The 18,302-nt window shown below is 63.5% G+C and carries 12 protein-coding genes, 2 tRNA genes and 1 pseudogene; 10 read left to right on the forward strand and 5 right to left on the reverse strand.

What is annotated here, in order from left to right; translation table 11 throughout:
• Positions 1-8 precede the first annotated feature (8 nt).
• Positions 9-1,475 (reverse strand): zinc-dependent metalloprotease, encoded by a 1,467-nt coding sequence (locus ACLKOZ_RS12870; RefSeq protein WP_436475514.1) that lies wholly within the window; start codon positions 1,473-1,475, stop codon positions 9-11.
• 135 nt (positions 1,476-1,610) lie between these two features.
• Here ACLKOZ_RS12870 and ACLKOZ_RS12875 point away from each other — a divergent pair, with 135 nt between their 5' ends.
• From ACLKOZ_RS12875 to ACLKOZ_RS12885, 3 genes are all read left to right on the forward strand, one after another.
• Complete coding sequence (locus ACLKOZ_RS12875) at positions 1,611-2,819, forward strand: YlbL family protein (RefSeq protein WP_436475516.1); 1,209 nt, start codon at positions 1,611-1,613, stop codon at positions 2,817-2,819.
• Positions 2,820-2,975: 156 nt separating this feature from the next.
• Positions 2,976-5,960 (forward strand): UPF0182 family membrane protein, encoded by a 2,985-nt coding sequence (locus tag ACLKOZ_RS12880; protein ID WP_436475535.1) that lies wholly within the window; start codon positions 2,976-2,978, stop codon positions 5,958-5,960.
• 175 nt (positions 5,961-6,135) lie between these two features.
• Positions 6,136-6,209: transfer RNA gene (locus tag ACLKOZ_RS12885), tRNA-Met, on the forward strand.
• Positions 6,210-6,297: 88 nt separating this feature from the next.
• On the opposite strand, the gene ACLKOZ_RS12890 is transcribed toward ACLKOZ_RS12885, so the two are convergent.
• The gene (locus ACLKOZ_RS12890; RefSeq protein ID WP_436475518.1) at positions 6,298-7,401 is read right to left on the reverse strand and encodes a CobW family GTP-binding protein; all 1,104 of its coding nucleotides are present in this window, start codon (positions 7,399-7,401) and stop codon (positions 6,298-6,300) included.
• A gap of 135 nt (positions 7,402-7,536) precedes the next feature.
• Between ACLKOZ_RS12890 and ACLKOZ_RS12895 the strand changes: the two genes are divergently transcribed.
• Together ACLKOZ_RS12895 and ACLKOZ_RS12900 are read left to right on the forward strand one after the other, a co-directional pair.
• Positions 7,537-7,613: transfer RNA gene (locus ACLKOZ_RS12895), tRNA-Met, on the forward strand.
• 137 nt (positions 7,614-7,750) lie between these two features.
• The gene (locus ACLKOZ_RS12900; RefSeq protein WP_436475520.1) at positions 7,751-8,683 is read left to right on the forward strand and encodes a cytochrome b/b6 domain-containing protein; all 933 of its coding nucleotides are present in this window, start codon (positions 7,751-7,753) and stop codon (positions 8,681-8,683) included.
• Here ACLKOZ_RS12900 and ACLKOZ_RS12905 read toward each other — a convergent pair.
• The 3 genes from ACLKOZ_RS12905 to ACLKOZ_RS12915 form a co-directional block, all read right to left on the reverse strand.
• The gene (locus ACLKOZ_RS12905) at positions 8,680-10,119 is read right to left on the reverse strand and encodes a cryptochrome/photolyase family protein (protein ID WP_436475522.1); all 1,440 of its coding nucleotides are present in this window, start codon (positions 10,117-10,119) and stop codon (positions 8,680-8,682) included. The genes ACLKOZ_RS12900 and ACLKOZ_RS12905 overlap by 4 nt on opposite strands.
• A 153-nt stretch (positions 10,120-10,272) precedes the next feature.
• Complete coding sequence (locus ACLKOZ_RS12910) at positions 10,273-11,067, reverse strand: PspA/IM30 family protein (protein ID WP_337350955.1); 795 nt, start codon at positions 11,065-11,067, stop codon at positions 10,273-10,275.
• Positions 11,068-11,177: 110 nt separating this feature from the next.
• Complete coding sequence (locus ACLKOZ_RS12915) at positions 11,178-13,223, reverse strand: TPM domain-containing protein (RefSeq protein WP_436475525.1); 2,046 nt, start codon at positions 13,221-13,223, stop codon at positions 11,178-11,180.
• A 288-nt stretch (positions 13,224-13,511) separates the two neighbouring features.
• Between ACLKOZ_RS12915 and ACLKOZ_RS12920 the strand changes: the two genes are divergently transcribed.
• From ACLKOZ_RS12920 to ACLKOZ_RS12940, 5 genes and pseudogenes are all read left to right on the forward strand, one after another.
• Complete coding sequence (locus ACLKOZ_RS12920) at positions 13,512-15,206, forward strand: trypsin-like peptidase domain-containing protein (protein ID WP_436475527.1); 1,695 nt, start codon at positions 13,512-13,514, stop codon at positions 15,204-15,206.
• A 248-nt stretch (positions 15,207-15,454) separates the two neighbouring features.
• A complete protein-coding gene (locus ACLKOZ_RS12925) occupies positions 15,455-16,255 on the forward strand; it encodes an electron transfer flavoprotein subunit beta/FixA family protein (protein WP_337345933.1) in 801 nt (266 codons plus the stop codon).
• Positions 16,256-16,269: 14 nt separating this feature from the next.
• Positions 16,270-17,223 carry an electron transfer flavoprotein subunit alpha/FixB family protein gene (locus tag ACLKOZ_RS12930; RefSeq protein ID WP_436475529.1) on the forward strand — a complete coding sequence of 318 codons (954 nt, stop codon included), beginning with the start codon at positions 16,270-16,272 and terminating at the stop codon, positions 17,221-17,223.
• A 4-nt stretch (positions 17,224-17,227) separates the two neighbouring features.
• Entirely contained in the window at positions 17,228-18,007 is a 780-nt protein-coding gene (locus tag ACLKOZ_RS12935) for a PIG-L deacetylase family protein (RefSeq protein ID WP_436475531.1), read from the forward strand.
• Between the two features lie 173 nt (positions 18,008-18,180).
• A pseudogene (locus tag ACLKOZ_RS12940) lies at positions 18,181-18,302 on the forward strand (IS481 family transposase); the annotation flags it as partial.

The following is an 18,302-nucleotide window of genomic DNA, read 5'->3' on the forward strand; positions in this document are numbered from 1 at the left end:
GCAGGCTCCTAGCCCTTTGGCTGGTCGCCGCCCTCAGTCCGGCCCTCAGCTTCGTCGCCCTTGCTGCTTTCGTCGCCGGAGTCAGCGTCTGTACCACGTCCGGCGTCCTCGTCGCCCTGCTCGGGTGCGGCGTCGAAGCCGCCGCTGAGCAGTTTCTGCAGGGCATCGTCCACTTCGGTGTCGCTAGCTTCGGCCAGCTTGCGGCGCCCGCTGAATCCCAGGGGATCGTCGAGGTCCTCGGCAGTGGGCAGGAGATCGGGGTGGTGCCAGATGGCGTCGCGCCCTTCGATGCCGCGTTCCTTCTTGAGGGCTGCCCACAGAGTTGCGGCCTCGCGCAGCCGCCGCGGACGCAGCTCAAGACCCACCAAGGACGAGAACGCGTGCTCGGCGGGACCGCCGGTGGCGCGGCGCCGGCGGACCGTTTCACGAAGTGCGCCCGCTGAGGGCAGGAGCTTCTCGGTAGCTGCGGCAGTGAGTTCATCCACCCAGCCCTCCACGAGGGCGAGGGCAGTTTCAAGCTTTTCCAGTGCCTGCTCCTGGGCCGGCGTCCGTTGCGGCATGAACACGCCTTGGGAGAGTGCCTCCTGGATGCCTTCCGGGTTGCTTGGATCAAGATCCCGGGCCAGCTCTTCAATCCTGGACGTGTCGATGTGGATGCCGCGGGCGTAGGCCTCGATGGCACCCAGCAGGTGGCCTCGGAGCCAGGGAACCTGGACAAAGAGGCGGGCGTGGGCTGCTTCGCGGACTGCCAGGAACAGCCGGATGTCGTTCTCCGGCAGGCTGAGGCCCTCACCGAACTTGGCCACGTTGGCCGGGAGCAAAGCCATTTCCAGGTCTGCCAGCGGAACGCCGATGTCCGTGGAGCTCACCACTTCGGCTGACAGCGCTCCGATGGCCTGCCCCAGCTGCATGCCGAAGATCGCCCCACCCATGTTCTGCAGCATGGACGAGGCGCCGCCCATCATGGATTTCATCTCTTCGGGCATCTGTTCGGTCATGGCGCTGGACAAGGCGTTGGCGATGCTGTTGGCGACGGGTTCCGTCAGCCGCTTCCACGTTCCCAGGGTTGCCTCCACCCATTCCGCGCGGGACCAGGCGCGGCCGATCAGGCCGGTAGCGGGCAGGTCCGTGACCGGATCCAGCCACAGCTCGGCCAGGCGCAGGGCCTCGTCCACCTCGCGGGACTGCAGTGACGTGACGGACGGGTCAGCGCTGCTCGCTGCAACGCGCCGGGCGTTCTCGTGGGCGAGCTGCCAGTTGACGGGGCCCTCAGAGGGTGCGCTCATCATGGCCTGGACCTGGGAAAACATCTGGGCCAGGAGGTTGGGGTCGTCAGGGAGGCCGGCTGCCTTCGCGAGTTCGGCGGGGTCGATGTTTTCCATGCCCTTGCCGCCCATGAGGTTCTGCAGCATTTCCGTCAACGGATCCTTGGGGGCGTCATCGCCGTTGGACGGATTGAGTGGGTTGGAAGTCATGATTACGCCGATCGTCGGTGTGACTGCTGATCAACTTCACGGTACCCCGGGCAGCGTCGGCTGTCTGCCGGACAGTGCTGACGTTCGCTGTAGGCAAAGAGCTTGCTGCCAGACGGGACGCGTAATGTTGGATGAGTGACTACGACGCGTGGCGACAATCCCCCTGAGGACCGCACAACCGAGCCCGACGCCGGCACAGGACCCCTGGACAAGGTGCCGGATACCTGGCCGGTGGGCGGCGCAACTCCCGGCGCCCTGGAGCCTTACGATAACCCTGCCTCCCGTCGCCCACGGCACGGCAAGAAGGTTTCCCTGATGATGGTCTCGGGAGTGGCTTCCTTGGGCCTCGGCCTTGCAGTAGGAACGCTGCCGGTGCCGTACGTCGTCGAAAAACCCGGTCCCACCTTCAACACGCTGGGCGAGGCCCGCGGTGAACCGGTCATTGGAGTCACCGGGCGAGAGACTTATCCTGCGGCCGGGAACCTGGACCTGACCACTGTTTATGTCGAAGGCGGTCCCAACGGTCCAGTCAGCATCCTGGGCGCCTTCGCGGCTTGGCTGGACCCTTCCAAATCGGTGTATCCCGAAGAGCTGATTTATCCCACGGGAACTACACGGGAACAGGCCGACGAACAGAGTTCAGTGGCTATGGCTACTTCCCAGGAGAACGCCGTTGCATCGGCGCTCAAGGAACTGGAGATCCCCTTCGGCCAGGAGCTGCAGGCCGCGGGGCTATCCAACGGTTCTCCCTCTGAAGGGAAAATTGCGCCAGGTGACGTTTTCCGGTCAATCAACGGGAGGGCCGTTACCGCGCTTTCCGTCATCCAGGATGAACTCGCCGCCGGTAAGGGCGCACCTGCCACTGTGGTGCTGGACAGGGAAGGGGAGCAGGTCACTGAGACCATCACACCAACGGACAACGGCGAGGGCCGGTACATCCTTGGGGTGATGCTCAAGTTCAAATTTACTTTTCCTTTTGACGTGAAAATCTCCCTGGACACGGTCGGCGGCCCGAGCGCCGGGATGATGTTCTCCCTGGGCATCATCGACAAGCTGACCCCCGGGGACCTCACGGGTGGCCGGCACGTTGCCGGGACCGGGGAGATCACCCCGGACGGCAAGGTTGGACCCATCGGCGGCGTGGCACAGAAGATGCAGGGTGCCCGGGCTGCTGGAGCCACCCTGTTCCTCGCGCCGGCAGCCAACTGCGATGAAGTTGTTGGCCATATTCCCGACGGCCTGCAGGTGGTAAAGGTGGCGAACCTCGCCGAGGCGCGGGACGCCGTCGAGCTCGCCGCCTCGGGCCAGGACACGTCCGGCCTTGCGGCCTGTACCAGCAACTAGACTGGGGCAGGAACTAAGCTTTACTGCCACTCGTGGCAGATATGACGGACGTTGCCATTCGTTTGACCGGTACCGGACGTCGCACGCACGCACGCTTCGAATGTTAATCTGACGACCAGCTATGAGGTACCGAGTTTGTCCCGTCCTGCCAGCCCCATCCCGCCCGGAAGACCGCCCTCAAGACGAGGTGCCCTGACACCAACCCTCGTTGTTGTCGCACTCGTGGTGGTAGGTTTCATTTTCTTCGCCAATGTGTGGACTGACGTCTTGTGGTACCGGCAACTTGGCTTCTTCGAAGTCTTCCTGACTGAGAACGTGGCCAGGATCGGTATCTTTGTCGCCGGTTTCGCCATCATGTTTGCCGCGGTCTTTTTCGCGATCCGGATTGCCTATCACGCCCGGCCGGTCTACGCGCCGGACTCCGAGATCAGGGACAACCTGAACCGGTACCAGGCGCAGCTTGAGCCGGTCCGCCGCGTGGTTATGCTCGGATTGCCCATCCTCTTCGGGCTTTTTGCCGGCAGCGCCGCGGCAAGCCAATGGCAGAAGGTCCTGCTGTTCTTCAACCAGGAACCCTTCGGCCAGGCTGATCCGGAGTTCGGAATGGACCTCAGCTTCTACCTGATGACCCTGCCGTTCCTGGGATTCATCACCGGCTTCCTCATCAGCGTGGTTGTGGTGGCCGGCATCGCCGGGATCCTCACCCACTACCTCTACGGCAGTATTCGCCTGATGGAGCGCGGCATATTTACCAGCCGCGCTGCGCAGATCCACCTTGCCGTTACGGGCGCTGCCTTCCTGCTCCTGCTGGGCACGAATTTCTGGCTGGACAGGTTCGCTGCGCTGCAGAGCAACGGCGGACGGTGGGCAGGCGCCCTCTATACCGACGTCAGTGCCGTTATCCCCACCAAGGCCATTCTTGCGGTGGCGGCAGCCCTGGTAGCTATCCTCTTCATCGTCGCGGCGGTCATCGGCCGGTGGCGCCTCCCGGTCATCGGCACGGCCATGCTGATAATCACCTCCATCCTTGCCGGCGGCGTCTACCCCTGGGTGATCCAGCAGTTCCAGGTCCGCCCCTCGGAAGAGACGCTGGAGAAGAAATACATCGAGCGCAATATCCAGATGACCCGTGCCGCCTACGGCCTGGACAAGATCCAGGTGGACCGCTACGACGCCACCAACACCGCCACTACCGGAGCGCTCGCCCCGGACGCGCAGACCACTGCCAATATCAGGCTCCTTGATCCGAACCTGATTTCAGACGCTTTCTCGCAGCTGGAACAGTACCGCCCGTACTACCAGTTCCCCGAAGCCCTGAACGTCGACCGCTATGAAGTGGACGGCAAGATCCAGGACACCGTCATCGCCGTCCGCGAACTGAATCCCGAGAACGTGGCGGAGAACCAGCAGAGCTGGCTGAACCAGCACATTGTGTACACGCACGGCTACGGAGTAGTGGCGGCGAAGGGCAACAAATTCACCGTTGACGGCAAGCCTGAGTTCCTTCAGTCCGGTATTCCGTCCACCGGTGTCCTCGGCGACGATTCCACGTATGAACCGCGCATCTACTTCGGCGAAAGCTCACCCGAGTACTCGATTGTCGGGGCTCCGGACGGCTTCCCGAACCGTGAACAGGACAGGCCGTCAGGTGAGGGAGAGACGCAGTACACCTTCCAGGGCAATGGTGGTCCAAATGTGGGCAGCTTCTTCAACAAGGTGCTGTACTCCATCAAGTTCCAGTCCTCGGATCTGCTGCTCTCTGACGGTGTCAACGAGGAATCCCAGATCCTTTACGACCGCAGCCCGCGTGAGCGGGTGGAGAAGGTCGCGCCCTATCTGACGGTTGATGGAAATTCATATCCTGCAGTGGTGGATGGCCGGGTCAAGTGGATCGTGGATGGTTACACCACCAGCCAGTACTACCCGTACTCGCAGCAGGAACAGCTCTCAGACGCCACCGCCGACACCCAGACCACCTCCGGACGCGCGGTTGCGCTGCCCAACAGCACCGTCAACTACATCCGGAACTCCGTCAAGGCGACAGTGGATGCGTATGACGGCTCAGTCACCCTATACGCCTGGGATGACCAGGACCCACTGTTGAAGTCCTGGCAGAAGGTCTTCCCGACGTCGCTCAAACCGTACTCGGAGATGTCCGGCGACGTTATGAGCCACGTCCGCTATCCGGAGGACCTCTTCAAGGTCCAGCGTCAGCTTCTGGGCCAGTACCACGTGACTGATCCCTCCAGCTTCTACAAGACGAACGATGCCTGGAGCGTCCCCGCCGACCCCACAGTGGACACAGACGTCAAGCAGCCGCCGTTCTACATGTCGCTGCAGATGCCTGACCAGGAGAAGCCAGCCTTCCAGCTGACGTCGTCGTTCATCCCGCAGATTGTTAACGGAAATGCACGAAACGTCCTCTATGGCTTCCTCGCGGCGGATTCCGACGCCGGCAACCAGGCAGGCGTAAGAGCTGACAGTTATGGCAAGCTGCGGCTGCTTCAGATCCCGCCGGAGACCCAGGTCCCGGGACCCGGCCAGGCACAGAACAAGTTCAACTCGGATCCCACCGTGTCCCAGGCCCTGAACCTGCTCCGCCAGGGTGCCTCGGATGTGCTGAACGGCAACCTCCTGACTCTGCCGGTGGGTGGCGGAATCCTGTACGTCCAGCCGGTCTACCTGAAGTCCACGGGTGAAACGTCCTATCCGACGCTGCAGCGGGTGCTGGTGGCCTTCGGTGACAAGGTGGGCTTCGCGCCCACCCTGGATGCGGCCCTCAAGCAGTTGTTCGGCGGGGACTCCGGTGCTTCCGCCGGCGACTCCGACAACAACGGCCAGACTCCGCCGACGCCCGGCACCCCGCCCGTGGCCGGTGCGGATGCCAAGGCCGAGCTCAAGGCCGCACTCGAGGAAGCAAGGGCCGCCATGCAGGCGGGCCAGGCAGCCCTCGCAGCAGGTGACTTCGCCGCCTACGGCGAACAGCAGAAGAAGATCGCTGCAGCACTGCAGAAGGCCGTCGACGCGGAAGCCAAGATTCCCGTCATCGTGCCTGAGGCGGTGCCTACTCCCGCGGCCACCCCGACTGAGGGGGCAACGCCAACAGGAACCGCTACGCCGTCGCCCACTGCGAGCAACTGATTGAGCCCGCCGGCCTGGCCGCGCTCCGCAAGGAGTGTGGCCAGGCCGACGGCGTTAAGCGGCGCTGGGCATCACGCCGGCCGCGTTCAAAAGGGAGCATTAGCTCTACGGAGACGCACATCACGCCATCTCGATTTGGCCTCCCGTTCACCCGACGGTAGAGTTGTTCTTGCGACGCGGGGTGGAGCAGTTCGGTAGCTCGCTGGGCTCATAACCCAGAGGTCACAGGTTCAAATCCTGTCCCCGCAACTGACGGAAAGTCCGGAACTGGAAACAGTTCCGGACTTTCCTGTTTTAAGGCTTGTGTGCCCGCCGGGCATCGTTGGGTGGTTCCCGGCTACCTGCTGAGGCGCCGGTAGCGTTGCAGGCGCCGGAACCCGGCCTCCACATCCTGCCCTTGGGTGGGCTCAAGGGCGCTGCGAAGTCGTGCCTGTGTGATCGGCACGTCCACATGCAGGCCCACCGCCACCAGCTGATTCGGTTGCTGGTTCGCGGGGCGTTGGCCGGAAAGCGTGGAAGCGGTAGCGGAGTGAGCTTTGATGTGGATGGATCGCCCTACCAGGTTGACCTGGTAGCGCTGGATTCTGCGTCCGCTGCTGACCAGGACTGCGCCTTTGATCCGATATACGCCCGGTGGCGGTTCTTCGAGGAGATCCAGCAAGCGGCCGGCGTCGACTACTCCGTTATTTTGTGTGGACACAGCTGTCGCGTGCTGGTGTGGCTCGGTGTGGTGCTTCGCGTCGTGTTTGGTGTGGGCATCGAGGAGAAGAGAGCGGAGTGGTAACTCCTCAGCGGGTTCCTCCCGGGTTGCTGCGTCGAACACCAAGGCGGGGTCGATACGGCCATGGTGGGTACGGATGATGTGGGCGTAAGGGTTGCGTTCGCGAACACGTTGCTCGATGCGGGCGAGTGTGTCCTCACGAGTCTGTGGATCGAGCCGATCGGTTTTGTTCAAGACAACAAGGGTGGCGGCCGCGAATCGGGTCGGGGGGAGGGACCCGGAATCGATGGTGTGGAAGTACTCCACCGCGTCTACAACGTCGATGACCCCGCCCGGTCGGACGCGTTTGACACCGCTGAAACGGAGAAGGTGCCGCAGAGTGAGCGGGTCAGCGATCCCGCTGGCTTCGATGAGGATCGCATCGAGGCCCAGTTTCCGGTTCGCCAGTTTCTGGAGTGCCCCTTCGAGACCGTCACTGTCCGACAGGCAGCAAACGCATCCTCCTGCGATGGAAACAGGTTCGTCGATCTGTCCTGTGACGAGGCCGGCGTCAATATTGATGTCGCCAAAGTCATTCACGATGACGCCTATACGTGCAGTTGGATGGCGTAAAAGGTGGTTGACGAACATTGTCTTGCCTGCGCCGAGGAAACCGGCGACGGCCACGGCCGGCACGTCTGTGTTCATGGATTCGCCCACTTCAACCTTGTTGAGAATCATTTTTATTAACGTAACACGCTGGAAGACTCTCTAGTGGTGAAATGCCAGCATGCCCGAACTGGTTAGGCTTGCCATGCCCCCTTCCTGCGCCGTGGATTTTGTGCCGGCAAAAGTAAGGTAGTGTTGATCAAGCGACGCGGGGTGGAGCAGTTCGGTAGCTCGCTGGGCTCATAACCCAGAGGTCACAGGTTCAAATCCTGTCCCCGCAACCAAGTGAAGGCCCCGGCCGGCAGATATGCCGCCCGGGGTCTTCTTTTTCTTTGATTGCTAGTAGTTCCTAGTATTCTCTTTCGCAGGGCCTCAGATTTTTGGGCCACAGGTCAGTCATTCTCGAGAGGAATGTTGTTCGATGTCCACACCCACCAAAAAGTCCGGTCCTGCGACGGGCAAGCGGAACAAACTCTACTGGGGTGTTCCCGCTGCCTTGGTGGCGCTGGTGCTGGTGGTCTTGCTCGCGAAATGGCTGAGGGAACTGCCGGCCGTCTCTTCATTCCTGGTGGACTACCCGGGCCATTCCGAGCTCCCGAAGGGCGCTCCGGTGGGATTCCCTGCCTGGCTCGCATGGCAGCATTTCCTCAATGGGTTTTTCCTGCTGCTGATCATCCGGACAGGCTGGCAGGTGCGGACCACCACCCGGCCCAGCGGTCACTGGACGCGCAACAACAAGGGCCTGATCAAAACCAAGACGCCGCCCACAAAGATCACCCTGGAACTGTGGTTCCACCTGACGCTGGACGCCTTGTGGATCCTCAACGGAGTGGTGTTTGCCATCCTCCTCTTTGCCACGGGACAGTGGATGCGGATTGTCCCCACGAGCTGGGATGTCTTCCCGAACGCGTTGTCCGCGGCCCTGCAGTACGCATCGCTGAACTGGCCTACCGAAAACGGTTGGGTTAACTACAACGCTCTGCAGTTACTGACCTACTTCCTCACTGTATTTGTCGCAGCGCCCCTGGCCTTTATCTCCGGCATCCGGACCTCCTCGGCCTGGCCTAAGAAGGCAAGCGCCCTGAACAAGGCGTACCCGATCGAACTGGCAAGGGCTATCCATTTCCCCGTCATGATCTATTTTGTGGCGTTCATCGTGGTGCACGTGTTCCTGGTGCTCGCGACCGGCGCCCTGCGCAACCTGAACCACATGTACGCAGTGTCCGACGGTGACGGCTGGCTCGGTTTCTGGATCTTCCTCGTGTCGGTGGCCGTGATGGTGGCAGCCTGGTTCCTTGCCAGGCCCATCTTCCTGCGGCCCATCGCGTCCCTGATGGGCAAAGTCAGCCGCTAACGGCCGTCCTTCAGCCTCTGATAGGTCTCCAGCGCCCGCTCCCGGGATTCGGCCAAGGAGACCAGCGGCGACGGGTAGCTGCCTGCAGCCTCACTGTTCTTCCACGGCTCATGGATGTCCTTGTCGCTGAGGCCCGCGATTTCCGGGACATACTTTCTTAAGTACCGTCCGCCGGCGTCGAACTTCTTGCTCTGCGTGACCGGATTGAAGATTCGGAAGTAGGGCGACGCGTCCGCCCCTGAACCGGCCACCCACTGCCAGTTCGCCGGGTTGCTGGCCGAGTCAGCGTCGACCAATGTGTCCCAGAACCATTCCTCACCCAGCCGCCAGTCGGCCAGCATGTTCTTGACCAGGAATGAGGCGGCTGCCATCCGGACCCGGTTGTGCATCCAACCGGTCGTCCACAACTGGCGCATGCCGGCATCCACCAACGGGTAACCTGTTCTGCCTTGCTGCCAGGCTCCGAGCTCGGCCTGGGATGGTTCCTCCCAGGCAAAGTCGTCGAACTCCGGCCGATAATTGCGGGTTGCGAGCTGCGGATTCACATAGAGGAGGTGCCAGCAGAATTCCCTCCAGCCAATCTCGGACCGGAAGATGCCGGCGTCGGCCGGCGCCTGGCGCGGAAACCGCTGCCTGAGCGCATGCCACACGCGGAACGGACTGATTTCACCGAAGCGGAGATGGGGGGACAACCTGCTGGTTCCCTCAATGCCGGGGACGTCCCTGCCGGTTCCGTAGTCGGCCGCCGGGCCGTCCAGGAAATCCTCCAAGCGGCCGTGCGCGCCCGCTTCGCCCGGTTCCCAGGTTGCCGCCAGGCCACCGCTCCAGTCGGGTGATTCCGGCAACAGCGACCACGACTCCAGCGCATCGCTTTTGGCATAGTTGTCCCGGCCCGCCGTGGCGGGGGATGGCAGGGCGGCGGGTGCGTCGAAGGGCAGCCGCGGCTCCCCTGAGGCGAGGCAGGCGCGCCAAAATGGCGTAAAGACCTTGTACGGGCCGCCGCTGCCGGTAGTAACGGTCCACGGCTCGAAGAGGAGGGTGGCCTGAAAACTGGCCGCTTCGATGCCCTCCCCGGCGGCCCATTCCTTGATACTGATGTCCACAGCCCGTTCCGGACCGCCGTAGCGGCGGTTCCATAGGATATGGCCTGCGCCGGTTTCCTGGACCAGGTCACGGAGGATCCGGGCGGCCGGTCCCCGCCGGAGGACCAAGGTGGATCCGGCGTCCTCGAGATCGGCGGCGAGCGAGGCCAGTGAGTGGTGCAGCCACCAGCGGACTGCTCCTCCGAGAGGCCGGATTCCGGCCGATTCCTCGTCGAGGATGTACAGAACAGTCAGGGGCAGGCCGAGCTCGACGGCCCGCATTAGCGCGGGGTTGTCGTCCAGTCGGAGGTCATCACGGAGCCAGACGATGGAGGTTGCGGCGGGGGAGGACATGCCCTCCACGCTACACACATCCGGGAACGAGCGGCACGGGCTGAGGCGGGGGTGATGCTGGGTTCAGCGTTCAGCGTTCAGGAGACGGCGAAGGCCGGGGTTCGTTGCGAACCCCGGCCTTGAGCCTGCCCGGCGAGCCCGGACGCCTGCTGGTTAGAGCTTGTCGAAGTCCGCTTCGTCCACCGTGGACTCAGCACCCTGACCGCCGGCCGAGGCACCAATTGCGGGCTTGCTTGTGTTGCCGGATTTCAGTGCGGCAAGGCGCGCCTCGATCTCGACCTGCTCGCCGAGGTCCTCAAGCTGGTTGAACTGGGCGTCCAGGCTGGAGGCGGCAAGTTCCTGCTGGCCCCTGACCTTGGCCTCTTCACGGCGGATCTTTTCCTCGAACCGGCCTACCTCGGACGTGGGGTCCATGAAGTCGATGCTCTTGATGGCATCGTGGACCTGCGACTGGGCCGCTGCTGTCTTGGAACGGGCCACGAGCTCATTGCGCTTGCTGGTGAGCTCGTTGAGCTTACCCTTCATCTGGTCCAGGCCGGTCTTAAGCTTGTCCACCACTTCCCGCTGGGAAGAGATGCTGGGCTCTGCGCCCTTGGCTTCGTTCTCGGCAGACATCTGGCGCTGTAGCGCCACCTTGGCCAGGTTGTCGAACTTTTCGGCGTCCGCAGCATGCCCGCTGCTGCGGTACTCGTCGGCCTTGCGCGACGCAGCGAGGGCCTTGTTGCCCCAGTCGCGGGCATTCTTGACGTCTTCGTTGTAGTCGTCCTCGAGCATGCGCAGGTTGCCGATGGTCTGCGCCACGGCCGATTCGGCCTCGGCGATGTTGTTGGTGTAGTCCCGGACCATCTGGTCCAGCATCTTCTGCGGATCCTCAGCGTTGTCCAGCAAGGAGTTGATATTTGCCTTTGCAAGCTGCGCGATGCGGCCGAAAATGGACTGCTTAACCATGGTGTTACCTTTCGTCCTGCTCAGTGGTGGCCACTGAAATCAGTGAACAGTTGTTGTACCGCTATCTATCCGCCGGGTGGGTCGTTCCGCCCGGCGCCTAGTCCTATGGGTCAGAAGTCTCCGCCGCCGCCGGAATCGCCGCCCCAGCCGCCGCCGGAGTCACCGCCGAAGCCGCCGCCGTCGCCGCCCCAGCCGCCGCCGTCGCTGTGGCCGCCGCCCCAACCGCCGCCGCTGCCGCCGTTGAGGATGGAGTTGATGAGGATGCCGCCGAGAATGGCACCGCCGAGGCCACCTCCGCCGCCTCCGCCGAACATGCCTCCACCGCCGTAGCCCTGGTTGGCATAGCCGCCGAAGTTGTCGACGTCGGCCTGGGCTAGCTGGGCGGCCTGGGCTGCGAGGGCGTGCGCCTGTTGGGCGTACGTGAGGGCAGTGACGGGATCGTTGCGCGAAATGGAGAGTGCGTAGTCCAGGTTTCGCTGGGATTCAGCCAGTCGGGTGCGGGCCTCCGTGCCGACCCCGCCGCGGCGTGCCGTGATGTAGTCCGACGTGGCACTGATCTGGGCTTGCGCGGACATGATCGTCTGTTGCAACGAGGCCTGTGCCCGGCGAGCCTGTTCCTGCTGGTCGCGGATTCCGGTCAGCGCCTGGTCCAGTGCCTGGTGTGCCGTTTCGACACGCTGCAGGGTAGCGATGGGATCGATCTTTCCGCCTTGAATTTCAGCCTTGACCTGCCCCAGGGCGGACTCGACGCCTGCCACCGGGCCGGCGAGTTCCGGGTGGGCTCCGGACTGGATCATGGCCCGGGCCTGCGCGAGGTCCTGGGAGGTATCTACGACGGCGGCTTCAAGGCCGTTGCGGGCCTCATCCAAGCTGGTGGAGACCTTGGAGATGGCGTCGAGGAGAACGTTTGTCTGGTGGAGGCTCTCTTCGGAGGCGCGGACAGCCACTGCCGCGAGGCTGGCTTCTCCTTCAGCCAGTTTCTGCTCTGCAGTTGCCGTGGCGTTCTGGACGAAGGCCAGCCGCTCCTTGGCCTGCGTGATGTTGTCTGCGACCTGGACCAGGGCGCTGTCCGCATATTTGGAGCGGAGAGTCGTCAGCGACTGCTCAGCGTTGGCGATCTTGGCGTCGGCTTCCCGCGCCCCGGCCTTGACCGTGGCGAGTGCCTGTGGCGCGTTCTTCTCCAGCTCGCGCAGTGAATCGAAATCGGCCTTTTGTTCCTGCAGGGAAGCGAGGGCAGCCTCGGAACGGCGGATGATCTCGCCCAGCCAGCTGCGCTGCTGCTCTTCGGTATCGGGAATATGGTCATCCAGCTGCTGTTGGAGTTTGAAGGACTCGGACATATGTCCTTTGGCTTCCTCCAGCGCCTTGGTGAAGTTGCCGACTGCGGAATCGCCGTACTGGGCCTGGGCGAACATCAGCTCCTGCTCACTGGACTTGATCGCGTCATCGGCTTCGATGAGCAGGGATCCGCTCTTGCGTCGGAGTTCCTCCACACTGAGCGAGGCAAGCGGATCGAGTTCGGCGCCCTGGGGACCGTAGCTGGCGGTGGACGCCTGGCCGGCCTTCTTCCGTTTGTTCCTGAGGTACAGGTAGGCGCCGGCACCTCCTGCGGCCAATACTCCGGTGCCTACGAGGATGGCAGTGCCTGCCCCGTTTTCAGACGGGACATTGCCGCTCCCGCCTCCCGCTGCGTCGCCGATGGCAGCGGCAGCATTGATGGCCGCTTTGGCGTAGTCGTTATTCGCCAGCTGGGGGCCGATGGCTTTGCTCTTGATGTTTTCGATTTGGGCGTTGGTGATTTTGCTGCCGCCCTTATTCAGGACGTACTGCCTGGTTTCGGTGGCCACGGCAAAAATCAGCGCATTCGAACCAAGGCTGGCCTTTTCGGCTACCTGGTCTGACCAGGCTTCCCGATCCGTGGGGTTTTCGAACTTCTTGACGGTGACGACGTGGAGCACCATGGCGTGGTCTGTGCCAAGCTTCTTGATGGCTGCCTCAACGTCGGCCTTGCCGCCGCCCAGCACGCCGGCGGAGTCGACAATCTTCGTCGCCGGATCCAGCGTCACCGGATCTTCGGCCCAGGCCGCGCCGGCGGGAGCCGCCAACAAGCCAGTCAGGCCAATCACGGCGAGGATACGTTTGAACTTTGACCGCATGTGCAACCCTTCAGCACGCCTGACACCGATTCGGGACGAATCAGTCGTCTCAGAATGCAGCAGCGCCCCCACGCGTGGTGTAAAGCCGCAGGTCGCTGTGGCAATTCCTCTTGATTCTATGGTGCACCTATTGGTGCGTCCACAAAGCCGAATATGCCACCAGCGAAACGAAATCGGCGGGCCGGGAGCGGTGGCGTCGAGGCATTCAGGAAGCTCCCAGCCAACGTCCGAATTTGTTCCAGCCAAAAGGTTCATAGTTAATGGCAGACGAGGATGAAAGGAAGTCCAATGACTGAGAACCCAACGCCAGGTGCAGCGCCCGAACCCCGGGATCCGCGGCAGCCCGACGCGCCGCAGCCAGCACCGCCGGCCGCTCGTCACCCGGCACCGCTGCACGATCCCGTGTCAGCGGCCCAGGGGGACCAGCAGCCTAATGGTGACCAGCAGCCCACCGAGGCACGGGCGGGCTCCAGCACCGGAGAAAACCCCACCCAAAGGCTCGACACTGAACCTACCACCGGCTACCCCACCCAGCAGCTTCCCGGCGCTCCCCGTCCGGTCTACCCGCCGCGCGCACCCTTTTACGGAGAGCAGAACCACCAGGGTGGCCAACACCAGCCCGGCCAAACCTTCGGCGCGCACAACGACGCTGGCCACAACCAGGCCGGTCCGCACAGCCAGGGCCAGCAGTACCATCAGCCGCAGTATGGCCAGCACGCTCACTCTGCCGGGCAGGGCGGAGGCGGAGTGGCACTGGCTCCGAATCCTGCCGATGCGCCCCGCCGAAAGGCAAGTTTCGGTGTAGGCACCCTCGTGGCCAGTATCCTCGCGGCCGGTCTGGTGGGCGGCGGAGTGGCCACGGTGGGTTCGGGCGACCTCTTCGACGGCGGGAATTCCTCCGCTGTCGGCAGCAGCCAGCCTGAAACGGTCATCGTCAACAACAAAGACGACGTCAACGCAATCACCGCGGCTGCACTGAAGGCTTCCCCGAGCGTGGTGACCATCAGCGCCACCAGTGGTAGTTCAGGCGGTACAGGCTCGGGCATCATCCTGGACGATGAAGGCCACATCCTGACGAACACCCACGTAGTGACCCTGGATGGAGCGACGGCCAACGCGGCACTTGAGGTCCGTACGAGTGACGGCCGGGTGATCGCCGCAAAGCTTGTGGGCACCGACCCGCTTTCCGACCTCGCAGTCATCAAGGCGGACGACGCCTCCGGCCTGAGGCCCGCGACCCTCGGGGACTCCGGCAAGCTCAACGTTGGGGACACGGCCATTGCCATCGGCTCCCCGCTGGGCCTCACCGGAACAGTGACGGACGGCATCGTTTCCACCCTGAACCGGACCATCAGCGTGGCGTCGTCAGCGGCGCCGAAAGACGGGGACGAGTCCGAAGGTGACGACGAGGGCGGCTTCAAGTTTGCGCCACCGGGCGGTGGCCAAAGCCAGCAGCCGACGGACCAGGGCTCCATTTCCATCAATGTGATCCAGACGGATGCGGCCATCAACCCCGGAAACTCCGGCGGCGCACTGGTCAACAGCAAGGGCGAGATCATCGGCGTCAACGTTGCCATCGCCTCGGCGGGATCCGACTCCTCCTCCAGCGGCAACATTGGTGTGGGCTTCAGCATCCCCATCAACCACGCCAAGCGCGTGGCGCAGGAAATCATCGACACCGGTAAGGTTTCCCATGGCCAGCTGGGCGTCAGCGTCAAGGACAAGTCATCCACCTCATCCTCTTCAGGCTTCTCGGTCGGTGCCGACGTCGCTACGGTCGAACCGGGTTCGGCAGCAGCGAATGCCGGCCTCAAGGTGGGCGACGTCATCACGCGCTTCAACGACCTGACCATCAGCGAACCCAACCAGCTGACTGCCGCGGTCCGCGAGCAGGCCGCCGGCGCCAAGGTCAAGATCACGGTCCAGAGGAACGGCCAGGAACAGACGCTGGATGTTACGCTCGGCGCCGCAGCCGAGCAGTAAGTCCCCGGCACCTGTTCTGCCAAAAAGAAGTTCCGACGACGGTGGGCGTCCCTGGAAAGGGGGGCCCGCCGTCGTCATTTCTGCGCCATAGGCAAACCGGTTGACACAGGCGTTAACGCGACGTCGCCGGGGTACTTCTATATGGTTAGCTAGGATCTACCCGTACCCCGGGCGTTCCGCGGCCATGACCTCACCCGGCTGGCTATCCACAAGCATGGAAGGCTGCTGTAAATACAGTGGAAGAGACATTGAAGATCATCGTCCTGGTCAAGCATGTACCGGACGCCCAGTTCGACCGGCACCTCAACGGGGAGGGCTACACCACGGACCGTGACGAAAGCATCCTGTCCGAGCTGGACGAATACGCGCTTGAGGCAGCACTGCAGCTGGCCGAGGCCCGGGGCGGCAGCAAAGCCGGAAACCAGGTCATCGCCCTCAGCATGGGACCCTCCGGTGCCGTGAACGCCGTCAAGAAGTCGCTGCAGATGGGCGCCACCGAAGGCGTGCACCTCACCGATGACGCCCTGGCCGGCTCGGATGCCGCCGCCACCTCGCTCGCTCTGGCGGCGGCCATCCGCCACCTCGGCGCAGGAGCCCCTGTGGACCTGGTGCTGACCGGAATGGCCTCCACCGACGGCGAAACCTCCCTGGTGCCAGCACAGCTGGCAGAACGGCTGGGCCTGCCGCAGGTTACCTTTGCCTCGTCCCTGGAGGTCGACGGCGGACGGCTCACCGCGCGCCGCGACGCCGACACGTACTCCGAGACCGTCGAAGCGCCGTTGCCGGCGGTGGTGTCGGTAACCGACCAGATCAACGAGCCCCGCTACCCCAACTTCAAGGGCATCATTGCGGCCAAGCGCAAGAGCATCACTACGCTCTCACTCGCGGACATCGGAGTTGATCCCTCGCAGGTGGGTCACGCCGGATCGTGGACCACGGTGACGTCGGCAGAGGAACGCCCGCCCCGCACCGCCGGCACCATCATCACCGACGAAGGCGACGCCGGCATCAAACTGGTGGACTTCCTGGCCGCCCAGAAGCTGCTCTAAGAGGGATCACAGACATGGCAAACGTACTTATTTTCATTGACAACCCTGGCGCCGCGCTGAAGAAGAGCAGCCTCGAACTGCTCACGTTGGGACGTTCCCTGGGCGAAACGGCAGTAGCTGTCAACGGCGAGTTCAGCAGCGACGTGTCGGCAGCCTTCGCCGAATACGGCGTCAGTAGCGTCTACCGCCCGTCCGCCCAGGACCTGGACGACTACCTGGTGGCACCGAAGGCCGCCTACCTGACAGCGGCGGCCCGGACGGCCGGAGCCACCACGGTGCTCCTGGACAACTCCCCGGAGGGCAAGGAAATTGCCGCGCGCCTGGGGATCCGCCTCTCGGCGGGCGTCATCACCGATGTAGTGGCCGTGGACCAGGACGGTACAGCACACAAATCCGTCCTCGCTGGTTCCTACAACACCGCCGCGAAGACCACCACGCCGGTCTCGGTGCTGACAGTCAAGGCCAACAACGTCACGCCCGAGCCCGCTGCGGCGCCTACTGCTCCCGAATCGGTCACGCTTGACGTGCCGGCTGACAGCATTGCGGCCGCCGCGCGCATCACGGCCCGTGAGCAGAAGGTGGCCAGTGGCCGGCCCGACCTCACCGATGCGCGCATCGTAGTGGCCGGCGGACGCGGCGTGGACGGCGACTTCGGCCCTGTCGAGCAGTTGGCCGACGCCCTCGGAGCAGCCGTCGGCGCCTCCCGCGCGGCTACCGATGCAGGCTGGATCAGCCATGACGCCCAGGTGGGCCAAACCGGCAAGACGGTATCCCCGCAGTTGTACATTTCTGCGGGAATTTCCGGAGCGATCCAGCAGAAGGCCGGGATGCAGACGGCCAAGGTGATTGTGGCCGTGAACAAGGATGCCGAATCGCCAGTCTTCGAGATCGCCGACTTCGGCATTATCGGGGACCTCTTCGACGTCCTGCCCCAGGCCACGGAAGAAATCAAGAAGCGAAAAGGCTGATTCTTTGACTGATCCTGCTGTTTCAGCACAGAGCCCGTTCAACCCCGCAACGCACCGGGTTGGGCGGGTGCTCTGTTTCGCGGCCCATCCTGACGACATCGACTTCGGCGCGGCCGGCACTATTGCCGCTTGGACTGCAGCGGGGGTGCAGGTGAGCTACTGCATCATGACCGACGGCGATGCCGGCGGCTTCGATCCGGTCCACCGGGCGGATATCATCGCCCTGCGGGCGGCGGAACAACTCCGGGCAGCGGAACTCGTTGGGGTCTCCGACATCCATTACCTCCATCAGCGGGATGGCTACCTGGAGCCCTCACACGAGGTCATGAAGGGCGTGGTCAAGCTCATCAGGGAACTCCGGCCCGACGTTGTGCTCGCCATGCATCCGGAGCGCAACTGGAAACGGATCCAGAAGAGCCACCCGGACCACCTGGCTGTCGGCGAGGCGGTCACGCGCGCCGTCTACCCGGCGCTGGAGAACCCCTTTGCATACCCGGAACTCGCCGAAGCCGGCCTGGAAGCCTACAAGCTACCGTGGTTGTGGCTGTACGCGGGCCCGGAAGAACGGGAAAACCACTTCGTGGACGTTACCGACCACGTGGACACCAAGTTGAAGGCGATACACGTCCATGTCAGCCAGCACCCCGACGTTGAGGTCATGGAGGCGGCTGTCCGCACCGGGATGCTGGCAAATGCGGGGCGGGCAGGGCTGCCGGCAGGCCGCAGTGCCGAGGCCTTCCACATCGTGGCAGTCAACGGACCAGGAACGATCGCCGGCTTTTAGAGCCAACTGGGTAGCAGCAGATGTCGTTTTGAGCCCTCAAAACAACATCTGCTGCTACCTAGTTGTATTGACCACGGACGTTAGTGACGGGTCGGCGTGGCTTGGTGACATGAAGAAGACCTCCGAGTGGAGTGGGGCTTGTCTAGAGTCCAGTTCCACAAACGGAGGTCTTCGTGTCCCACCCTTACGCTTTTCTCGCCTCGCGGGGCAGGCTCCAGCTGGCCAAATGCGTAGTCGACGACGGCTGGCCGCTGCGGCGGGCAGCGGAACGTTTCCAGGTCTCCGTTCCCACTGC

Source organism: Arthrobacter sp. R4, from assembly GCF_051365025.1.
Classification (GTDB): Bacteria; Actinomycetota; Actinomycetes; order Actinomycetales; family Micrococcaceae; genus Arthrobacter.

Excerpts from the sequence above, each read along its gene's own strand:
- ACLKOZ_RS12890 (WP_436475518.1), bottom strand. The coding sequence starts at position 7,401 with ATGATTCTCAACAAGGTTGAAGTGGGCGAATCCATGAACACAGACGTG.
- ACLKOZ_RS12870 (WP_436475514.1), bottom strand. The coding sequence starts at position 1,475 with ATGACTTCCAACCCACTCAATCCGTCCAACGGCGATGACGCCCCCAAG.
- ACLKOZ_RS12910 (WP_337350955.1), bottom strand. The coding sequence starts at position 11,067 with ATGGTTAAGCAGTCCATTTTCGGCCGCATCGCGCAGCTTGCAAAGGCA.
- ACLKOZ_RS12930 (WP_436475529.1), top strand. The coding sequence starts at position 16,270 with ATGGCAAACGTACTTATTTTCATTGACAACCCTGGCGCCGCGCTGAAG.
- ACLKOZ_RS12905 (WP_436475522.1), bottom strand. The coding sequence starts at position 10,119 with ATGTCCTCCCCCGCCGCAACCTCCATCGTCTGGCTCCGTGATGACCTC.
- ACLKOZ_RS12920 (WP_436475527.1), top strand. The coding sequence starts at position 13,512 with ATGACTGAGAACCCAACGCCAGGTGCAGCGCCCGAACCCCGGGATCCG.
- ACLKOZ_RS12900 (WP_436475520.1), top strand. The coding sequence starts at position 7,751 with ATGTCCACACCCACCAAAAAGTCCGGTCCTGCGACGGGCAAGCGGAAC.
- ACLKOZ_RS12915 (WP_436475525.1), bottom strand. The coding sequence starts at position 13,223 with ATGCGGTCAAAGTTCAAACGTATCCTCGCCGTGATTGGCCTGACTGGC.